The sequence below is a fragment of the Exiguobacterium aurantiacum DSM 6208 genome, assembly GCF_000702585.1.
Lineage (GTDB): Bacteria > Bacillota > Bacilli > Exiguobacteriales > Exiguobacteriaceae > Exiguobacterium > Exiguobacterium aurantiacum.
Window position 1 is genome coordinate 1,442,699 of the sequence record NZ_JNIQ01000001.1, and the last position, 15,399, is coordinate 1,458,097.

14 protein-coding genes, 1 riboswitch and 1 other annotated feature are annotated in these 15,399 nt (G+C 53.0%); of the genes, 9 read left to right on the forward strand and 5 right to left on the reverse strand.

From position 1 onward, the window contains the following. Positions 1-300 precede the first annotated feature (300 nt). Positions 301-420: riboswitch (SAM riboswitch) on the forward strand. 130 nt (positions 421-550) lie between these two features. Next, positions 551-1,759: a methionine adenosyltransferase gene (metK, locus tag P398_RS0107650; protein WP_029334670.1), complete on the forward strand. Its 1,209-nt coding sequence runs from the start codon at positions 551-553 to the stop codon at positions 1,757-1,759. Positions 1,760-1,800: 41 nt separating this feature from the next. Here the strand turns inward: metK and P398_RS0107655 are convergent, their stop codons facing one another. After that, the gene (locus P398_RS0107655) at positions 1,801-2,289 is read right to left on the reverse strand and encodes a hypothetical protein (RefSeq protein WP_029334671.1); all 489 of its coding nucleotides are present in this window, start codon (positions 2,287-2,289) and stop codon (positions 1,801-1,803) included. Between the two features lie 162 nt (positions 2,290-2,451). Here P398_RS0107655 and P398_RS0107660 point away from each other — a divergent pair, with 162 nt between their 5' ends. Together P398_RS0107660 and P398_RS0107665 are read left to right on the forward strand one after the other, a co-directional pair. Further along, positions 2,452-2,922, forward strand: coding sequence for a GNAT family N-acetyltransferase (locus tag P398_RS0107660; RefSeq protein ID WP_029334672.1), 471 nt, complete (start codon positions 2,452-2,454; stop codon positions 2,920-2,922). Positions 2,923-3,011: 89 nt separating this feature from the next. Beyond that, a complete protein-coding gene (locus P398_RS0107665) occupies positions 3,012-3,728 on the forward strand; it encodes an alpha/beta fold hydrolase (RefSeq protein WP_024371312.1) in 717 nt (238 codons plus the stop codon). 29 nt (positions 3,729-3,757) lie between these two features. Here P398_RS0107665 and P398_RS0107670 read toward each other — a convergent pair whose 3' ends face one another. Both P398_RS0107670 and P398_RS0107675 read right to left on the reverse strand, forming a co-directional pair. Next, positions 3,758-4,327, reverse strand: coding sequence for a class I SAM-dependent methyltransferase (locus tag P398_RS0107670; protein WP_029334673.1), 570 nt, complete (start codon positions 4,325-4,327; stop codon positions 3,758-3,760). After that, positions 4,281-5,264: a TIGR01212 family radical SAM protein gene (locus P398_RS0107675; protein ID WP_024371314.1), complete on the reverse strand. Its 984-nt coding sequence runs from the start codon at positions 5,262-5,264 to the stop codon at positions 4,281-4,283. The genes P398_RS0107670 and P398_RS0107675 overlap by 47 nt, the downstream gene beginning before the upstream one ends. Positions 5,265-5,434: 170 nt before the next feature. Between P398_RS0107675 and P398_RS0107680 the strand changes: the two genes are divergently transcribed. The 4 genes from P398_RS0107680 (at position 5,435) to P398_RS0107695 (ending at position 11,045) form a co-directional block, all read left to right on the forward strand. Next, positions 5,435-6,625 (forward strand): MDR family MFS transporter, encoded by a 1,191-nt coding sequence (locus tag P398_RS0107680; protein WP_235263321.1) that lies wholly within the window; start codon positions 5,435-5,437, stop codon positions 6,623-6,625. Positions 6,626-6,673: 48 nt separating this feature from the next. Continuing rightward, positions 6,674-6,890 (forward strand) — a binding site (T-box leader). 41 nt (positions 6,891-6,931) lie between these two features. Further along, positions 6,932-9,334 (forward strand): leucine--tRNA ligase, encoded by a 2,403-nt coding sequence (gene leuS / locus P398_RS0107685; RefSeq protein ID WP_024371317.1) that lies wholly within the window; start codon positions 6,932-6,934, stop codon positions 9,332-9,334. A gap of 118 nt (positions 9,335-9,452) precedes the next feature. Next, complete coding sequence (locus P398_RS0107690) at positions 9,453-10,520, forward strand: hypothetical protein (RefSeq protein WP_029334676.1); 1,068 nt, start codon at positions 9,453-9,455, stop codon at positions 10,518-10,520. A gap of 15 nt (positions 10,521-10,535) precedes the next feature. Then, a complete protein-coding gene (locus P398_RS0107695; RefSeq protein WP_024371319.1) occupies positions 10,536-11,045 on the forward strand; it encodes a pyrophosphohydrolase domain-containing protein in 510 nt (169 codons plus the stop codon). A gap of 28 nt (positions 11,046-11,073) precedes the next feature. Here P398_RS0107695 and P398_RS0107700 read toward each other — a convergent pair whose 3' ends face one another. Then, a complete protein-coding gene (locus P398_RS0107700) occupies positions 11,074-12,345 on the reverse strand; it encodes a BaiN/RdsA family NAD(P)/FAD-dependent oxidoreductase (RefSeq protein WP_029334677.1) in 1,272 nt (423 codons plus the stop codon). 142 nt (positions 12,346-12,487) lie between these two features. Between P398_RS0107700 and P398_RS0107705 the strand changes: the two genes are divergently transcribed. Together P398_RS0107705 and P398_RS0107710 are read left to right on the forward strand one after the other, a co-directional pair. Then, complete coding sequence (locus P398_RS0107705; RefSeq protein ID WP_029334678.1) at positions 12,488-14,185, forward strand: putative polysaccharide biosynthesis protein; 1,698 nt, start codon at positions 12,488-12,490, stop codon at positions 14,183-14,185. Continuing rightward, on the forward strand, positions 14,185-14,895 hold the full coding sequence (locus P398_RS0107710) for a pseudouridine synthase (RefSeq protein WP_029334679.1): 711 nt from the start codon (positions 14,185-14,187) through the stop codon (positions 14,893-14,895). Before P398_RS0107705 ends, P398_RS0107710 begins: the two co-directional genes overlap by 1 nt. Before the next feature lie 85 nt (positions 14,896-14,980). Here the strand turns inward: P398_RS0107710 and P398_RS16585 are convergent, their stop codons facing one another. Next, positions 14,981-15,202, reverse strand: coding sequence for a DeoR family transcriptional regulator (locus P398_RS16585; RefSeq protein WP_081637897.1), 222 nt, complete (start codon positions 15,200-15,202; stop codon positions 14,981-14,983). Positions 15,203-15,399 lie beyond the last annotated feature (197 nt).

Sequence of the window (15,399 nt, forward strand, 5' to 3'; positions counted from 1 at the left end):
CCCTAAATAGATGTGGATGAAATAAGCATACTTCCGCGATTAATTAGTATGACGTTTTTATTATATGTGACACACTAATCAAACACAAGCGTTAATTCACTCTTTAAAGTAAGCGCTTTCTTACACTGTCATTCTAACATATTCTGTACCAGGTCATAGTACAAAAACGGAAACGGACAAAAAAAATGTTTATTATTTCACAAACATAACTATTAGGAGGAATGTGAAAACTTTTACGAATTCAGTCGATACGCTTGACAGAACGGTACGGCATTTATATGATGGTCTTCGTAACGGATACTCTTATTCTGAGCGGTGGAGGGAACAAGGCCCTACGAAGCCCAGCAACCGTCCGATTTGTCAAAGTTATTCGGAAAAGGTGCTATCCTGAAGCGAAGCGTAAGCTTCGAACGATAAGAGGGTAAGGAAGAACGATTCAACCTTTCCCATTGAGCGTGGCGAGAGGTTTTTTTCATTACCGTCCCAAAGCAACGCGTAAGGGGAACGAGTACCGTCCACACATCACCCTTATTATAGGAGGTTTTTCGAAATGGCAAACTTGAACCGTCGTCTTTTCACTTCGGAGTCCGTCACGGAAGGACATCCGGATAAAATTTGTGACCAAATCTCAGATGCGATTTTGGATGCGATTTTAGCTGAAGATCCAAACGCCCGCGTTGCGGCTGAGACATCTGTCACGACAGGTCTCGTGCTTGTAGCAGGTGAGATCACAACATCAACTTACGTGGATATCCCGAAAGTTGTTCGTGAAACAGTTCGTGAGATTGGCTACACACGCGCGAAATATGGTTTCGACGCAGAGACATGTGCTGTTTTGACGTCAATCGACGAGCAATCAGTCGATATCGCCCAAGGTGTCGACCAAGCACTCGAAGCACGTGAAGGTCAGATGACTGAAGAAGAACTCGACGCAATCGGCGCCGGAGACCAAGGTCTCATGTTCGGTTATGCGACGAAAGAGACACCGGAACTCATGCCGCTTCCGATCTCGCTCGCACACAAACTGTCACACCGTTTGGCGGAAGTCCGCAAGAACGGTACACTCGCTTACCTTCGTCCAGATGGTAAGACGCAAGTGACAGTCGAATACGATGAAGCGAACAACCCGGTCCGCATCGATACGATCGTCATCTCGACACAACACGCTGAAGACATCACACTCGAGCAAATTCAAGCGGATCTTAAGAAACACGTCATCGATGCAGTCATCCCGACTGAGCTCATCGATGCCGAAACGAAATATTTCATCAACCCGACTGGCCGTTTCGTAATTGGTGGGCCACAAGGTGATGCAGGTCTTACAGGACGTAAGATCATCGTCGATACGTACGGTGGTTACGCTCGTCACGGTGGCGGCGCGTTCTCTGGTAAAGATCCTACAAAAGTTGACCGTTCGGCAGCATACGCGGCTCGTTACGTGGCGAAAAACCTCGTCGCAGCTGGCCTTGCTGACAAAGCGGAAGTCCAACTCGCGTACGCGATCGGTGTCGCTCACCCTGTATCGATCGCGGTCGATACGTTCGGCACTGGTAAATTGAGCGAGACAGAGCTCGTTGAACTCATCCGTGAGAACTTCGACCTCCGTCCGGCCGGCATCATCAAGATGCTCGACCTTCGTCGCCCAATCTACAAGCAGACGGCAGCTTACGGCCACTTCGGTCGTACGGACGTTGAACTCCCATGGGAGCAAACGGACAAAGCAGCGGTGCTTGAAGAAGGCGCGAAACGCTTCGCTTAACCAAATGAAAGACGACCTTTCTCGTGAAAGGTCGCCTTTTTTTATGATTTTGATGTTTGGTCAGTCGATGTACCGTCTTGTCCGAGCGCGGTATCTTTCGCCTCGACGACTTTCTCGCCGATGTCTTGCAAGTCGGCTTTTGCTTCTTGCGCCGTTTCGACGACTTTATTCACGTCTTGCTTGACCGTCTCGGCTTCACCGGCGACTTTCTCGTACACGTTTTGTACGTCTGTCGCGACTTCTTGGATGATGCCCGAAGCGGATTTCACTTGATCGATCACTTGTGACGCTTTACCGGCCGGATCTTCTTTCACCGTGTCGACGAGTCCACCGACCGAAGCTTTCGCATTCGTAAGCGACTGTTTCGTGTTCTCACGATTCGATGAGCTGAGCATGGCGATCAAACCGCCGACGAGGGCACCGAGCAACATACCGGTGACGACGTTGATCTTCGGGCCGCCCGACTCGTGCTGGTCAAACTGACGGTTCGGGTTGTTAGGTTGTGTGTCATTTTGTAATGGTGGTTGCATACAAACACTCCTTTATAAGTTGGCATTGGTACCTTTATACCCTTGTCAAATTGGAAAGTAACGTTCTGTTCGAATTCGACATGAAAAAGTAATGAAACGGCAGGATATTTTTGGCGCGAGAGGGAATGATAGTACTAGATTGGCCAAAAGGGGGAAGCTGTCATGAAGATGAGGGAAGCCGTGCCGGAAGATGCCGCTTTGATTCGCGAAATCGCGCTCGCGACGACGAGTGTGTCAAACGACGTGCGATCGAGAGTCATGGAACGGGCTTATCAGCTCGAGGAAATTGTCCGAGCCATCAGTTCGAGCGAGGAAGCGAAAGAACAGTTGTTCATCGTCGGCGAGTCTGACGGCGACGTCATCGGATTTTACCATGCGATCGACCGAGGCGATGTGTGGGAAGTGCTTCGTCTTTATCTTCACCCGGCCCATCACCGCCAAGGGTTAGGGGCAAAGTTGCTGACGCATCTAGAGGAGCGGAAGACGCAACCGATCGAACTGTACGTCGAAAGCTCGAACGAGCAGGCGATCGGATTTTTGCACCATCATTCTTTCACCGAGCTAAATCGGATTCAAGAAGAAGTATATGACCAACCGATGGAACTTATCCATTTACGCTATGACCCACGCTAAGACTCCAGACGGATTTTCTTCCAAACATCAGTCGCGGCTGATGTTTTTTTGATAGAATTAAGCAGACATACTAATAATGAGGTGACAGCATGACATATGAAGAAACATCACGAAAAGGGGTCATCGTGATCGTTTATCCGCTCCAGTTCTCGTCGCGCGTCAGCGAGGCGTTCTTGCAACGTTTGAGCGTAGACTATGAGGTACTCATCGTGAGCGGTCAAACGGTCGGGATCACGGCGGAAGAGCATAAGCAACTGATCAAGAAGACACTCCGTGAGGCGGGCCAGTATAAAGTGCCGATCCATGTCGTCGCTTTCAGCCTAGGAGCACTCTTGACGAACCGCCTGTTGCAAGAGTACGATGTGCCGCTCGGCAGCTTGACGTACATCTCACCGTTGTTTGATTGGCATGCGTCTCGTCAAATCGGCGGGTTAAAGCAGGCCGTCGCCAGCGCCGTCGACCGGTTCCGTCCCGATTTGCCGCTCGGCATGATGACGTTCACTGGAGGCGGGGAAGAAGCTTCACGCTTCGGGGAGATCACCTATGCCCAGTACCGGGAAATCGAAGAGGAAATCGTCGAGCATCAAGAAGAAAAGAAACATTTACCTCGCTTGCCGCTCGCTTGTTTTTATGCACCGGACGATCGTTTCGCCGATGTGAAACTGACGCTGAACGTTTGCCGCAAGATTGGCGGCGACCAAGTGTACATCCGTCGGCTTGAAGGATTCCCACATTTCGGATATGAACGATTGAACACGAAGTTCGCCGAGACGCTGTTGACGTTCTATGAATTGATTCAAGAATAAGTAAAGGCGACTCACGTGAGTCGCCTTTGTCATGCTCGTTTTTCGATTGCCACGATAAATGGCGGGTGGTTCACTTGGTTGATGAAGCCGTAACGAAGCACACCGGCCTTCTTTTGATCGAGTGCTTCGACGTAGGCGAGCACGTCGTCCCGTTCCGCCTTGCCGCTGTCGTGTCCGTGATAGATGACGACGACGATGATCCCGCCGACCGCCATGATGTCGAGCAACTGTTCGAGGGCGTCAATCGTCGTTTGCCCTGAAGTCGTGACCGTCTTGTCGCTTCCCGGTAAGTAACCGAGGTTGAAGACGGCTGCCGTGATCGGACGCGTCTCATCCGTGACGACTTCCCGTACGGTATGGTGGCTGTCATGGATGACGCTCACACGTTCCGTCAGTCCCGCTTCCTCGAGCCGTTGCCGAGTGGCGAAGACCGCGGCTTCTTGGACATCGAACGCGTACACATGGCCGTTTTCGATAAGTTCTGCTAAAAATAACGTGTCATGCCCGTTACCGGCCGTCATGTCGATGACGACCGTTCCAGGCTTAGCGTGTTCACGTAACAGATGTTTCGCGAACGGTAAAACTCTCATTAATCCCATGTATCTCATCCTTCTTTTTTCCTTGGAAGGAATCACGGCGCTCCAGCTCGGCGTGGATGGCGTTCAAAACAGCCATTTTTTGCCGGCTCCACATCGGTCCGATCAACAGGTCGGGCGGACCGTCTCCGGTCAAACGATGCACGATGATGTTTTCAGGCAAATACTCGAGCTGGTCGCAGACGAGCGAGATATACGTCTTCTCGTCCATCAGTTCGAGCAATCCTAATTCGTATTGCCGTGCGAGCGGCGTCTGTTTCAAGACGTGGAGCAAATGGATCTTGATTCCTTGTATGTCCATTTTAGCAACTTCTCGGGCTGTGTCGAGCATCATCTCCGTCGTTTCTCCTGGAAGCCCGTTAATAATATGGACGCACACACGGATGTTGTGGCGCCGCAGTTTGGCCAGCCCGTCGAGGAACGTCGCATAGTCGTGTCCGCGGTTGATTTTCTTGCCGGTCTTATCGTGAATCGTCTGCAACCCGAGCTCGACCCATAAAGACGTCCGCCCGTTCAATTCGACGAGGTAATCGACGACATCGTCCGGCAGGCAGTCGGGACGTGTCGCAATCGACAGACCGACGACGCCTTCTTCTTCGAGGGCGGGCTCAAACAGTTCACGCAAACGCTCGACCGGAGCGTACGTGTTGCTGAACGCCTGGAAATAAGCGATATAACGCGCGTCTTTCCATTTCCGATGCAACCGGGCTTTCCCTTCCGCGAACTGGACCGGGATCGGGTCACACGCGTTCCCGGCGAAGTCTCCGCTCCCGTCGTCAGAGCAAAACGTGCAGCCGCCTCGAGAGACGAGGCCGTCCCGGTTCGGACAGGTGAAGCCTCCGTCGAGCGGGACTTTGAAGACTTTGCCGCCGTATTCGCGACGATACGCCTCATTCAATTTGTTGTATCTGGCTTCGCCAAATGGGTTGTTCATAGTCATCCTCTCCTTCTTTGCTCATGCTATCACAAGGAAGCAAGTGACAAACTTCAGAATGAGTACTTTTTCTTGACAGTTATAGACCGTTCCGTTAGCTTGGAGAAGGACTAATTTTGAATTCGGCCGTCGTGCCGAATTTTTATCGTTAAGGCGATGGGAAAGGAGGAATTGGCGTGAACAAGAAAATGCCGATCTCAATATGGATTTTGGTCATCGCGATGGCGCTCAATACGACGGCGGCGTCTTTTTTATGGCCGTTTAACACGTTATATATTAATGGCTACTTAGGAGAATCGATGACGCTTGCCGGCGTCGCGCTCCTCGTCAACTCCGCCCTAGCCATCGTCGGGAACTATATCGGTGGGACGCTGTTCGACCGGCTCGGCGGCAAGACGACGCTCGTGATCGCGGTGTCGCTACTTCTTGCCAGTTCGCTCGGGTTTCTGTTGTTCCATGCGACGTTCAGCGGGTACTTGGTCTGGCTCGGACTCATCGGTTTCTCAGGCGGACTCGTCTTCCCGACGGTGTACGCCTTCGCCGGTTTGATTTGGCCGGAAGGGGGACGCCGTTCGTTCAACGCGATTTACGTCGCTCAAAACGTCGGGGTCGCTCTCGGCACGGCGATGAGCGGGCAAGTGGCGCGCATCAACATCGAGTGGATCTTTTATGCGAACTTCTTCTTGTCGGTCTTGTTCGTCGTCGTCCTCTTGTTCGGGTTCCGTTACTTGAAAGAAACGACCCGGCCGGTCGTCGAGTCACAGCTTGAGACCGCCGCGACGTCATTGTCCGGTGCGACGATGAAGTCGATGTGGTACGTCGCCATCGGGTATGCCGTCCTTTGGTTCGTTTACGTCCAGTGGCAAGGGACGATCGCCGTCCACTCGCAAGGGCTTGGTGTGACCATTAGCCAGTATTCACTTCTTTGGACGGTGAACGGGGCGATGATTGTGTTCGCACAGCCGCTCCTCAACCGGATGCTCCGTCAATTCGAAGACGACTTGAAGCGTCAACTAGTCATCGGCGGTATCATTTTCCTCGCCGCGTTCGCAATCGTACCGTTCGCAGGTGCGTTCTCAATGTTCATGGTCGCGATGATCGTCATGACGATCGGGGAGATGTTCATCTGGCCGGCCGTCCCGACGATTGCCGCCAAACTTGCACCGGCAGGGAAAGCCGGACAGTATCAAGGGCTCGTCAATATCGCAGCCTCGGTCGGCCGGATGGTCGGTCCGACGATGTCAGGGTTTGTATATGACGTGTTCGGCATCGGTGCCGTCTTTACGATGCTCTTCATGCTCACGGCAATCGCGCTCGCGTTCTTCATTTTCATGAAAGACATCCGTGTCCCTGAAAAATCAAGTTGACGCTCTAAAACGGATTGGGCTAAAATGAACGAGTGAGACTATAACAATAAATATGCGATGAAAAGGAATAGTATCGTCTTGTCTGTATTGTAGAGAGCCGGTGGTTGGTGCAAACCGGTATATGGACGTCGAGAACTCGCCTTGGAGCAGTTTGCCTGAACGAGAGTAGGGTGAACCGGAGTTACGCCTCGTTACCGGCGTCTCAAGTGGCAGAAATGCAACATGGGTGGTACCGCGGAGAGCTTTCAAGCCTTTCGTCCCATTACCGGGGCGGAGGGCTTTTTATTATGCAGAGGAGGAAGAATTTTGGACTATTTTAAACATCAAGACATCGAGCCGAAATGGCAAAAACGTTGGGAAGAGCGCGACTCGTTCCGGACGACAGAAGACCCGGACAAGGAGTGTTTCTACGTCTTAGACATGTTCCCTTATCCGTCAGGGGCCGGCCTTCACGTCGGACACCCGGAAGGTTACACGGCGACGGACATCATCGCCCGCATGAAACGGATGCAAGGGTACAACGTGCTTCATCCGATCGGCTGGGACGCGTTCGGTCTTCCGGCCGAGCAGTACGCCTTAGATACAGGGAACGACCCGCGCGAGTTCACGGAACGCAACATCGGCACGTTCCGCCGTCAGTTGAAAGAACTCGGCTTCTCGTACGACTGGGACCGTGAAATTAGTACGACCGATCCGAAATACTACAAGTGGACACAGTGGATCTTCACGCAACTTTACGACCGTGGCCTCGCCTACGTCGATGAAGTGGCCGTCAACTGGTGCCCGGCCCTCGGTACGGTGCTCGCGAACGAAGAAGTCATCGACGGTTTGTCAGAACGCGGCAACCATCCAGTGTACCGTGTCCCGATGAAGCAGTGGGTGCTCCGCATCACGGAATACGCGGAACGGTTGCTTGATGATTTGGAAGGGCTCGATTGGCCAGAGAGCGTCAAAGAGATGCAGCGCAACTGGATCGGGAAGTCGGTCGGCGCCGAAGTCGACTTCAAAGTCGACGGTCACGATAAAGTCGTCACCGTGTTCACGACACGCCCGGACACGCTTTACGGGGCGACATACGTCACGCTCGCGCCGGAGCATCCGTTCGTCAAGGCGATCGCGACGCCGGAACAAGCGGTAGCGATCGAAGCGTATACCGAGGAAGTATCGAAGAAGACGGACCTTGAACGGACCGACCTCGCCAAAGAGAAGACCGGTGTCTTCACGGGTGCATACGCCATCAACCCGGTCAACGGCGAGAAACTCCCGATTTGGATCGCCGACTACGTCTTGTCGACGTATGGGACAGGCGCGGTCATGGCCGTACCTGGACATGATGAGCGCGATTACGAGTTCGCGCAGACGTTCGATCTTCCGATCCGGGAAGTCGTCAAAGGCGGTAACTTGGACGAGGCCGCTTACGTCGAGGACGGCGTCCACGTCAACTCAGGTAGCTTGGACGGTCTCAACAAAGCTGACGCCATCGCCAAAATCATTGAAGAACTTGAACTCGCCGGCACCGGCCGTGCGAAGACGACGTATCGTCTCCGTGACTGGTTGTTCAGCCGCCAACGCTATTGGGGCGAGCCGATTCCGATCGTTCATATGGAAGACGGCACACTCAAGACAGTACCGGTGGAAGACCTTCCGCTCGAGCTCCCGATCATCGATGAAATCAAACCGTCAGGAACAGGGGAGTCACCGCTCGCCAATGCGGATGAGTGGTTGACGTACACGGATCCGGTTACTGGGGAGAAAGGCCGTCGCGAGACGAACACGATGCCACAATGGGCCGGCAGTTGCTGGTACTATATCCGCTACATCGACCCGCATAACGAAGACATGATCGCCGACCCTGAGAAGCTCAAGCGCTGGCTTCCGGTCGACTTGTATATCGGCGGTACGGAGCATGCGGTGCTTCACTTGCTTTACGCACGTTTCTGGCACAAAGTGCTTTACGATATCGGCATCGTCCCGACGAACGAGCCGTTCCAAAAGTTGTATAACCAAGGGATGATCCTCGGTGAGAACAATGAGAAGATGTCGAAATCAAAAGGCAACGTCGTCAACCCGGACGATATCGTCAAGTCGCACGGAGCCGATACGCTCCGCCTTTATGAGATGTTCATGGGCCCACTCGATGCGGCCATTGCTTGGTCGACGAACGGTCTTGACGGTGCCCGTCGCTTCCTCGACCGCGTCTGGCGTTTGTTCGAACAGACGAAACTAGAAGACAACGCCCCGACGGCTGACTTCGAACGCACGTATCATCAAACGGTGAAAAAAGTGACCGAAGATTACGAGGCGCTCCGTTTCAATACGGCGATCTCGCAACTTATGGTGTTCATCAATGAGGCGTATAAGCAAGACACGCTTCCGAAACAAGAGATGGTCAACTTCATCAAGATGCTCGCCCCGGTCGCACCGCACTTGGCCGAAGAGTTGTGGGAACGTCTCGGCATGACGGAAGACTTGACGTACGCGGCATGGCCGACGTTCGATGAGTCGAAACTCGTCAGCGACACGATTGAAGTCGTCATCCAAGTGAACGGGAAGCTTCGCGCGAAGATGCATGTGGCTCGTGACGCTTCGAAAGACGTCCTCGAGACGGAGGCGCTCGGAAACGAGCGCGTCCAAGAGTTCACAGAAGGGAAGACGGTCCGTAAAGTCATCGTCGTCCCGGGCAAGCTCGTCAATATCGTCGTAGGATGACCGAGGAGAACGTGTGACATTGTCACATGTTCTTTTCTTTTTCTTGACGCCGTTTTCTTTTTCGGATGGGTTTGTTACACTAAAGGGCGATACTGCAGAAAAAGGGGACAAAACGTCCATGAAACGTTCTTACGTACTATATACGACGTCGTTCGCCGTGTTGGTCGGGGTGATTCTCTGTTACGTGTTCGTCTTCTCAGACGAAGAGATTCAACGACAAATCGGCGCGACGTTCGAAAAAATCGACATTCAAACGAGCCATCAAGCGACGCCGCTCCCACCGGTCGAGGCCTCGCCTGACGAGGATGACATCGATACGACTGATGCGCTTGAACAGATTCAAAACATCGATGAAGTATATTATAGCGATACGATCGGCGCTTACTTGGTTCTAACGAAAAACCTCGAGTTTTTCGAAGTGAGCGGGAACGCCAATCGCGTCATCTCGTCGCTTCAACTAAATAATGACGGACAAGACTTGAAGCTTAACGAGTTCATCGGCATGCGCATGATCACGGAGACGAAAATTTTTGCGGTCACCGCCAACGGTGTGCTCGTGACGATCGAACGGGAAGGTGGGCGTTGGGTCGAGCAAGAACGGAAAGTGATTGAACGTATCCGTCCAGACGATCGTCTGTTCGGGCTCGGTTATGATCAAGCGACAGAACGTCTCATCATCATGAACCGGAAGTCTGGAACGACTGATGTCGAACTCCTCTATGTCGAGGAGCGGATCATTGAAGCGAAGACCGAGCAGACAGACGAGTCAACGAGTGAACCGAATGAGGAATCAGAACCGACCGAAGAGACGATTGAGGTGGATGCGGTCGCGCCGGAAGACGAAGCGCTCCAAGCGGACGAGCCCGCACGAGAAGTCGAACCGTTGAGCGAGTGGGCGATCGAATCCCGCAAAGCGCTCACGACGACAGGCATGAGCGCCTCGATCCAACAAAAGTTCGAGAAGTTCCGCGGTGTCGGTCTCGTCGAACGGCAAGGCCGGATTTACGTACTCGACTCAGAAGAACTCGTCTTATATACGATCAACCCGAATGAAGGAACGATGAACGGGCAGATGGTGACACCGCGCGTGTACGGTTCGACCGGGATGTTCCTACAAGACAACGAGATATTTGCAATTGTACGACCAGACGTGTTCGACCTTGATGCGTTCGTCTCGGTCGACTGATGAGGAGATGACAAGATGAGCAAACGATATTTTTATGAAGAAGTCCGCCAATTCCATGAGACGTTCGGTCACCCTGAGGCGAAAGCCCCTGAACCGATCGCGCTCGACCGTGCCGTCAAGCGCTCGGTATGGACCGCGGAAGAGGCAGTCGTCGAATTTTTACACCAATCGTCACGAAACGAGGAAGAGTTTCTCCAAGCCGTGGCGACGTTCAAACAAGGGTTTGAAAACGCGGTCGAGAAGTCGCTTAAAGAAGCCTCACCGACGACCGACGTCGAACGGCTCGTCGGTCAAGGCGATGCCTTGACCGATGCCCTCTACTTCGTCATGGGCAGTTTCGTCGAGCTCGGTCTCGACCCGGTCCCATTGTTTGAAATCGTACAACGGGCGAATATGGCGAAACTCGGTCCGGACGGGAAACCGATTTTACGCGAATCGGACAACAAAATCATGAAGCCAGAAGGATGGATGCCGCCAGAGCCGGAACTTGAGGCCGAAGTGCTCCGCCAGATGGCAAAAAAATAAGAGCGTGTGGTCAAATGACCACGCGCTCTTATTTCGTCTCGACGGCAGAAAATTGTGCCGCATGTGATCCGGCGCAATGTCCGGTCGTGAAAGCGGCTGTGATATTGTAACCGCCAGTGTAGCCATGGATGTCGAGCACTTCACCGGCAAAGAAGAGGCCGGGTGCTTTCTTCGACATCATCGTCTGCGGGGCGACTTCTTTCACGGAGACGCCGCCGCCTGTGACGAACGCCTTGTCAAAGTCGAGCGTGCCGGTTGCGTGGAGCTCGAACGTCTTCAAGGCGGTGGCGAAGTCGATGACCGACTGCTTTTTTAACTGACTCGCGTCTTCTTCACCAAATGACAGGGAAGCGAGCAGCAAGTCGAGCATCCGTTCCGGGATGAACCCTTTCCAGACGTTTTTGACGGCACGTTTCGGTTGGGCCTGCACTTGTTTCCATAATTCTTGGTACAGCTCGTCGCGCGTCATGTCCGGGAACAAGTCGAGAGAGAGCAGGACGACACGTTCTTTACTGCGCTTCCGTTCTTTGATCGTATACTGGCTGCAGCGCAGGGCGATCGGGCCAGAGACACCGAAATGGGTGAAAATCATGTCACCGCGATGCGTCTTGATCGGCTTCCCTTTTTTTCCGTGAACGGTGAGGGCGACGTCCCGAAGCGACAGCCCTTGCAATTCCTTCGTCCCGATAAAGTCGTCGTTCAACTTGATCGGCACCTCGGTCGGGAACAGCTCGGTGATCGTGTGGCCGGCTTTCTCGGCCCACGGATAACCGTCACCGGTCGAGCCGGTGTGGGGGACCGATTGACCGCCGACGGCCATGACACAAGCGCTCGCCTCGATGCGTTCACCGTCCTCGAGTTCGACGGCGGTGAACTCGTTCGCTTCATTAAAATGGAGCGTCTTTACTTTGGCATTTTTTCGAATCTCGACACCGAGGTCGCTGATGGCTTGCAAGAGCGTGTTGACGACGTCTTGTGCCTTATCGGTCACGGGGAACATCCGGCCGTTGTCTTCTTCTTTCAACGGGATGCCGAATCCGGTGAACAAGTCGATGATCGACTGATTGTCGAACTGGGCGAGGGCGCTGTAAAGGAAACGACCGTTTCCAGGGATGAACTGGACAAGTTCGTCGACCGGTTTCCGGTTCGTCACGTTGCAACGGCCGCCGCCTGAGATGGCGAGCTTGCGTCCGAGTTTTGAGCCTTTGTCGATGAGGAGCGTATTGGCGCCGGCTTTCGCGGCGGCGTAAGTCGCCATGAGGCCGCTCGGCCCTCCTCCGATGATGATGACGTCTTTCATGATGGTATACCTCGTTTCTATCAAATCAATCGGTAAAATTATCGTAACTTTATTATCCGCAACAGTAAGAGTATAATGAGAAACGATTGTTTTGTAAAACGAAGACATTTCACAAGTTGTCAAAAATAGATGGAGGTAACTCATGTCATCAAGCGTCAAACAAGATTCAGGAAGAGAGTCCTTCGTCAAAGGCACGCTCCTTTTATCGGCCGGGAACTTGATTTCCCGGATGCTCGGACTGTTGTATACGTTCCCGTTCCAAGCGATGGTCGGGATTGCCGGTGTCACGCTCTATCAGGCGGCGTATACGTATTATGCGCTCATGATCGCCATCTCGACGGCGGGCATCCCCGTTGCCGTCTCGAAGTTCATTGCGAAGTATAATGCGCTCGGTGAGTACGGGACGAGTCAGCGGTTGTTCCGTCAAGGGATGAAACTCATGCTCGTCACCGGGGTCGTCGCGTTTTTAGTGCTGTTTTTCGCGGCCCCGTGGCTATCTGAGCTCATGGTGCGTAACTCAGACAACAACCAACAGTACGTCGACTCGCTCACGCTCGTCACACGCAGCGTCAGTTTCGCGCTCTTGCTCATCCCGGCGATGAGTATGGTCCGCGGTTATTTCCAAGGCCATCAAGATATGGCCCCGACCGCGATTTCCCAGGTCATCGAACAAATCGTTCGCATCCTATTCTTGCTGAGCGGAACGATGCTCGTCTTGTTCGTCTTGTCTGACTCGAACCTCGTTCGACCACTCGCCGAAACGTTAGGCGGGACCGGGGCGGTCGAGACGACCGAGTTGAACGGACTGAAAGTGCTCGCCGTCACGATTGCGACGTTCAGCGCGTTCATCGGCGCGATTGGAAGTATCGTTGTCCTCGCGATGTACTGGCGCAGACGAAAAGACATTCATCGCCAGACTGAAAATCCTGCCGGGACACCGGTCCGCTCGATGAAGTCACTCTTACTCGAGCTGCTCAGCTATTCGATTCCAATCGTCATGGTCGGATTGTCGACACCGCTCTACCAGTTCGTCGACCAGTTGACGATGGTCAACACGCTCCTCAACTCCGGTAAGACGGTGTCCGAGGCGACGTCGGCGTTCGGTTTCTTGACGGGGAACGCCCATAAGATCGTCTTGATTCCAGTGTCGATCGCGGCCAGTGTGTCGATGGCGACGATCCCGCTCGTCACGCGCTCGTTCACACACGGGGACATGACGAAAGTCCGTGACCAAGTGAACCACATTTTCCAAGTGTCATTTTTCGTGACGATCCCGGCTGTCATCGGGCTCGTCGCCTTGTCGGAACCGCTGTTCGGGACATTGTTCCCGCGCGACCGTGAAGGTTGGGTTTACTTGCTTCATTATGCACCGAGTGCCTTTTTCCTCGCTTACTATTCCGTGGCAGCGGCGATCTTGCAAGGGATCAACCGGCAGTATTTCACGATCTTTGCGACGGCGATGGGACTTCTCGCCAAAGTCGCCTTGAACGTGCCGTTCGTCTACATGCTCGGCGGGATCGGGGCCGGCTATGCGACGATTGCCGGTTATATCGTCGCCATCATCCTCATGGTGTGGAAAATTCAACGAGCCCTTCACTTCCCATACAAACAGTTGTTGCGTCGGACGATGCTCATGTTTGCGATGGGGGCGGCGATGTTCATCGTCGTGTACGGTTCCTTGTTCGTCACGTTGAACGATGAACCGAGCTGGGGGAATGACATATGGGCGACGTTCGTCGGCTTCGGCCTCGGTCTCGTCGTCTACGGTTATCTCGGCTGGCGCAGTCATTTGGCTGGAAAGCTGTTAGGAAAACGATTCCAGTATCGGAGGAAGAACTAATGCGGATTGATAAATTGTTAGCGAACATGGGTTATGGTTCACGGAAAGACGTCAAGATCTTACTGAAACAAGGGGTCGTCCGTGTCGACGACCAACTCGTCAAAGACGCGAAGCGGCAAGTTCATCTAGAGACGGAACGAGTGACCGTCCAAGGCGAAGTGGTCGAGTATCGTCCGTTCGTCTACTTGATGATGAACAAACCGGCCGGTGTCGTCAGTGCGACTGAAGACAAGGTCGAATCGACAGTGATCGAGTTGATCGATCCATCGTATGCCCATTACGAGTTGTTTCCGGTCGGACGTCTCGATAAAGACACGACGGGCCTATTGCTCTTGACGAACGACGGGGCGTTCAATCATGCGCTCATGTCTCCGCGTAAACACGTCGACAAAGTGTACGTCGCCGAGGTCGATGGCGAGATGACGGTCGACGACGTCCGCCGTTTTGCCGAAGGTGTCGAGTTAGAGGACGGCTATACGACGAAGCCGGCCCGGCTCGAAGTGCTTAGTCGGAACGGTCGTCGCTCGACGATCCGTTTGACGTTGTCAGAAGGAAAGTATCATCAAGTGAAGCGGATGGTCGCGGCCGTCGGCAAGCACGTCGAACAACTCGAGCGCGTCCAAATCGGTCCGCTCGAACTCGATCCTGCGCTCGCCCCGGGTGAATATCGGGAACTGACCGCAGCCGAGGTAGATCAACTCACCACGTAAACAAGAGAGCCTATGGAGCGTCCTCCATAGGCTCTCTTTTCAATGAAAAAGAGATCCCGTTACACAGGATCCCTCGTAATTTTATTCAGTTTGCCGTTTTGAGCGAACGTTTTGAAGATGTCCACGTGCCGCGGCTCGGGCTTTCAACAAGATTGTTGTATTCAAGTACGTTCAAATCACGCTGTACGGTGCGTGATGTGATCCCGAACTCCTCTACTAGTTCTGAAGTGGTAACGCATTCCCTCTCATTAATAAACAAATAAATTGACTTAATACGGGTTAGCATACGATCTGTTGAACCTTTCATTGGATGACCTCCCAATGCGTAGAATGATGAAAGACAAAACCTACGGACGACAAAATGAAATATGAAATTGTTATTTTCTAAAATTACATCTTCAGTATAACGCTCTGACGAATAATTGCAAGTGAAAAGCACGAACAATCAAATTGTAAAGTTGTTGTTATGAACGTAAATATCGAATGAAGATATTGTAAAACGAT

Bases quoted from the DNA above. Each gene is read 5' to 3' on its own strand.
- metK (WP_029334670.1), top strand. From the start codon at position 551: ATGGCAAACTTGAACCGTCGTCTTTTCACTTCGGAGTCCGTCACGGAA.
- P398_RS0107655 (WP_029334671.1), bottom strand. From the start codon at position 2,289: ATGCAACCACCATTACAAAATGACACACAACCTAACAACCCGAACCGT.
- P398_RS0107660 (WP_029334672.1), top strand. From the start codon at position 2,452: ATGAAGATGAGGGAAGCCGTGCCGGAAGATGCCGCTTTGATTCGCGAA.
- P398_RS0107665 (WP_024371312.1), top strand. From the start codon at position 3,012: ATGACATATGAAGAAACATCACGAAAAGGGGTCATCGTGATCGTTTAT.
- P398_RS0107670 (WP_029334673.1), bottom strand. From the start codon at position 4,327: ATGGGATTAATGAGAGTTTTACCGTTCGCGAAACATCTGTTACGTGAA.
- P398_RS0107675 (WP_024371314.1), bottom strand. From the start codon at position 5,264: ATGACTATGAACAACCCATTTGGCGAAGCCAGATACAACAAATTGAAT.
- P398_RS0107690 (WP_029334676.1), top strand. From the start codon at position 9,453: ATGAAACGTTCTTACGTACTATATACGACGTCGTTCGCCGTGTTGGTC.
- P398_RS0107695 (WP_024371319.1), top strand. From the start codon at position 10,536: ATGAGCAAACGATATTTTTATGAAGAAGTCCGCCAATTCCATGAGACG.
- P398_RS0107700 (WP_029334677.1), bottom strand. From the start codon at position 12,345: ATGAAAGACGTCATCATCATCGGAGGAGGGCCGAGCGGCCTCATGGCG.
- P398_RS0107705 (WP_029334678.1), top strand. From the start codon at position 12,488: ATGTCATCAAGCGTCAAACAAGATTCAGGAAGAGAGTCCTTCGTCAAA.
- P398_RS0107710 (WP_029334679.1), top strand. From the start codon at position 14,185: ATGCGGATTGATAAATTGTTAGCGAACATGGGTTATGGTTCACGGAAA.
- P398_RS16585 (WP_081637897.1), bottom strand. From the start codon at position 15,202: ATGAAAGGTTCAACAGATCGTATGCTAACCCGTATTAAGTCAATTTAT.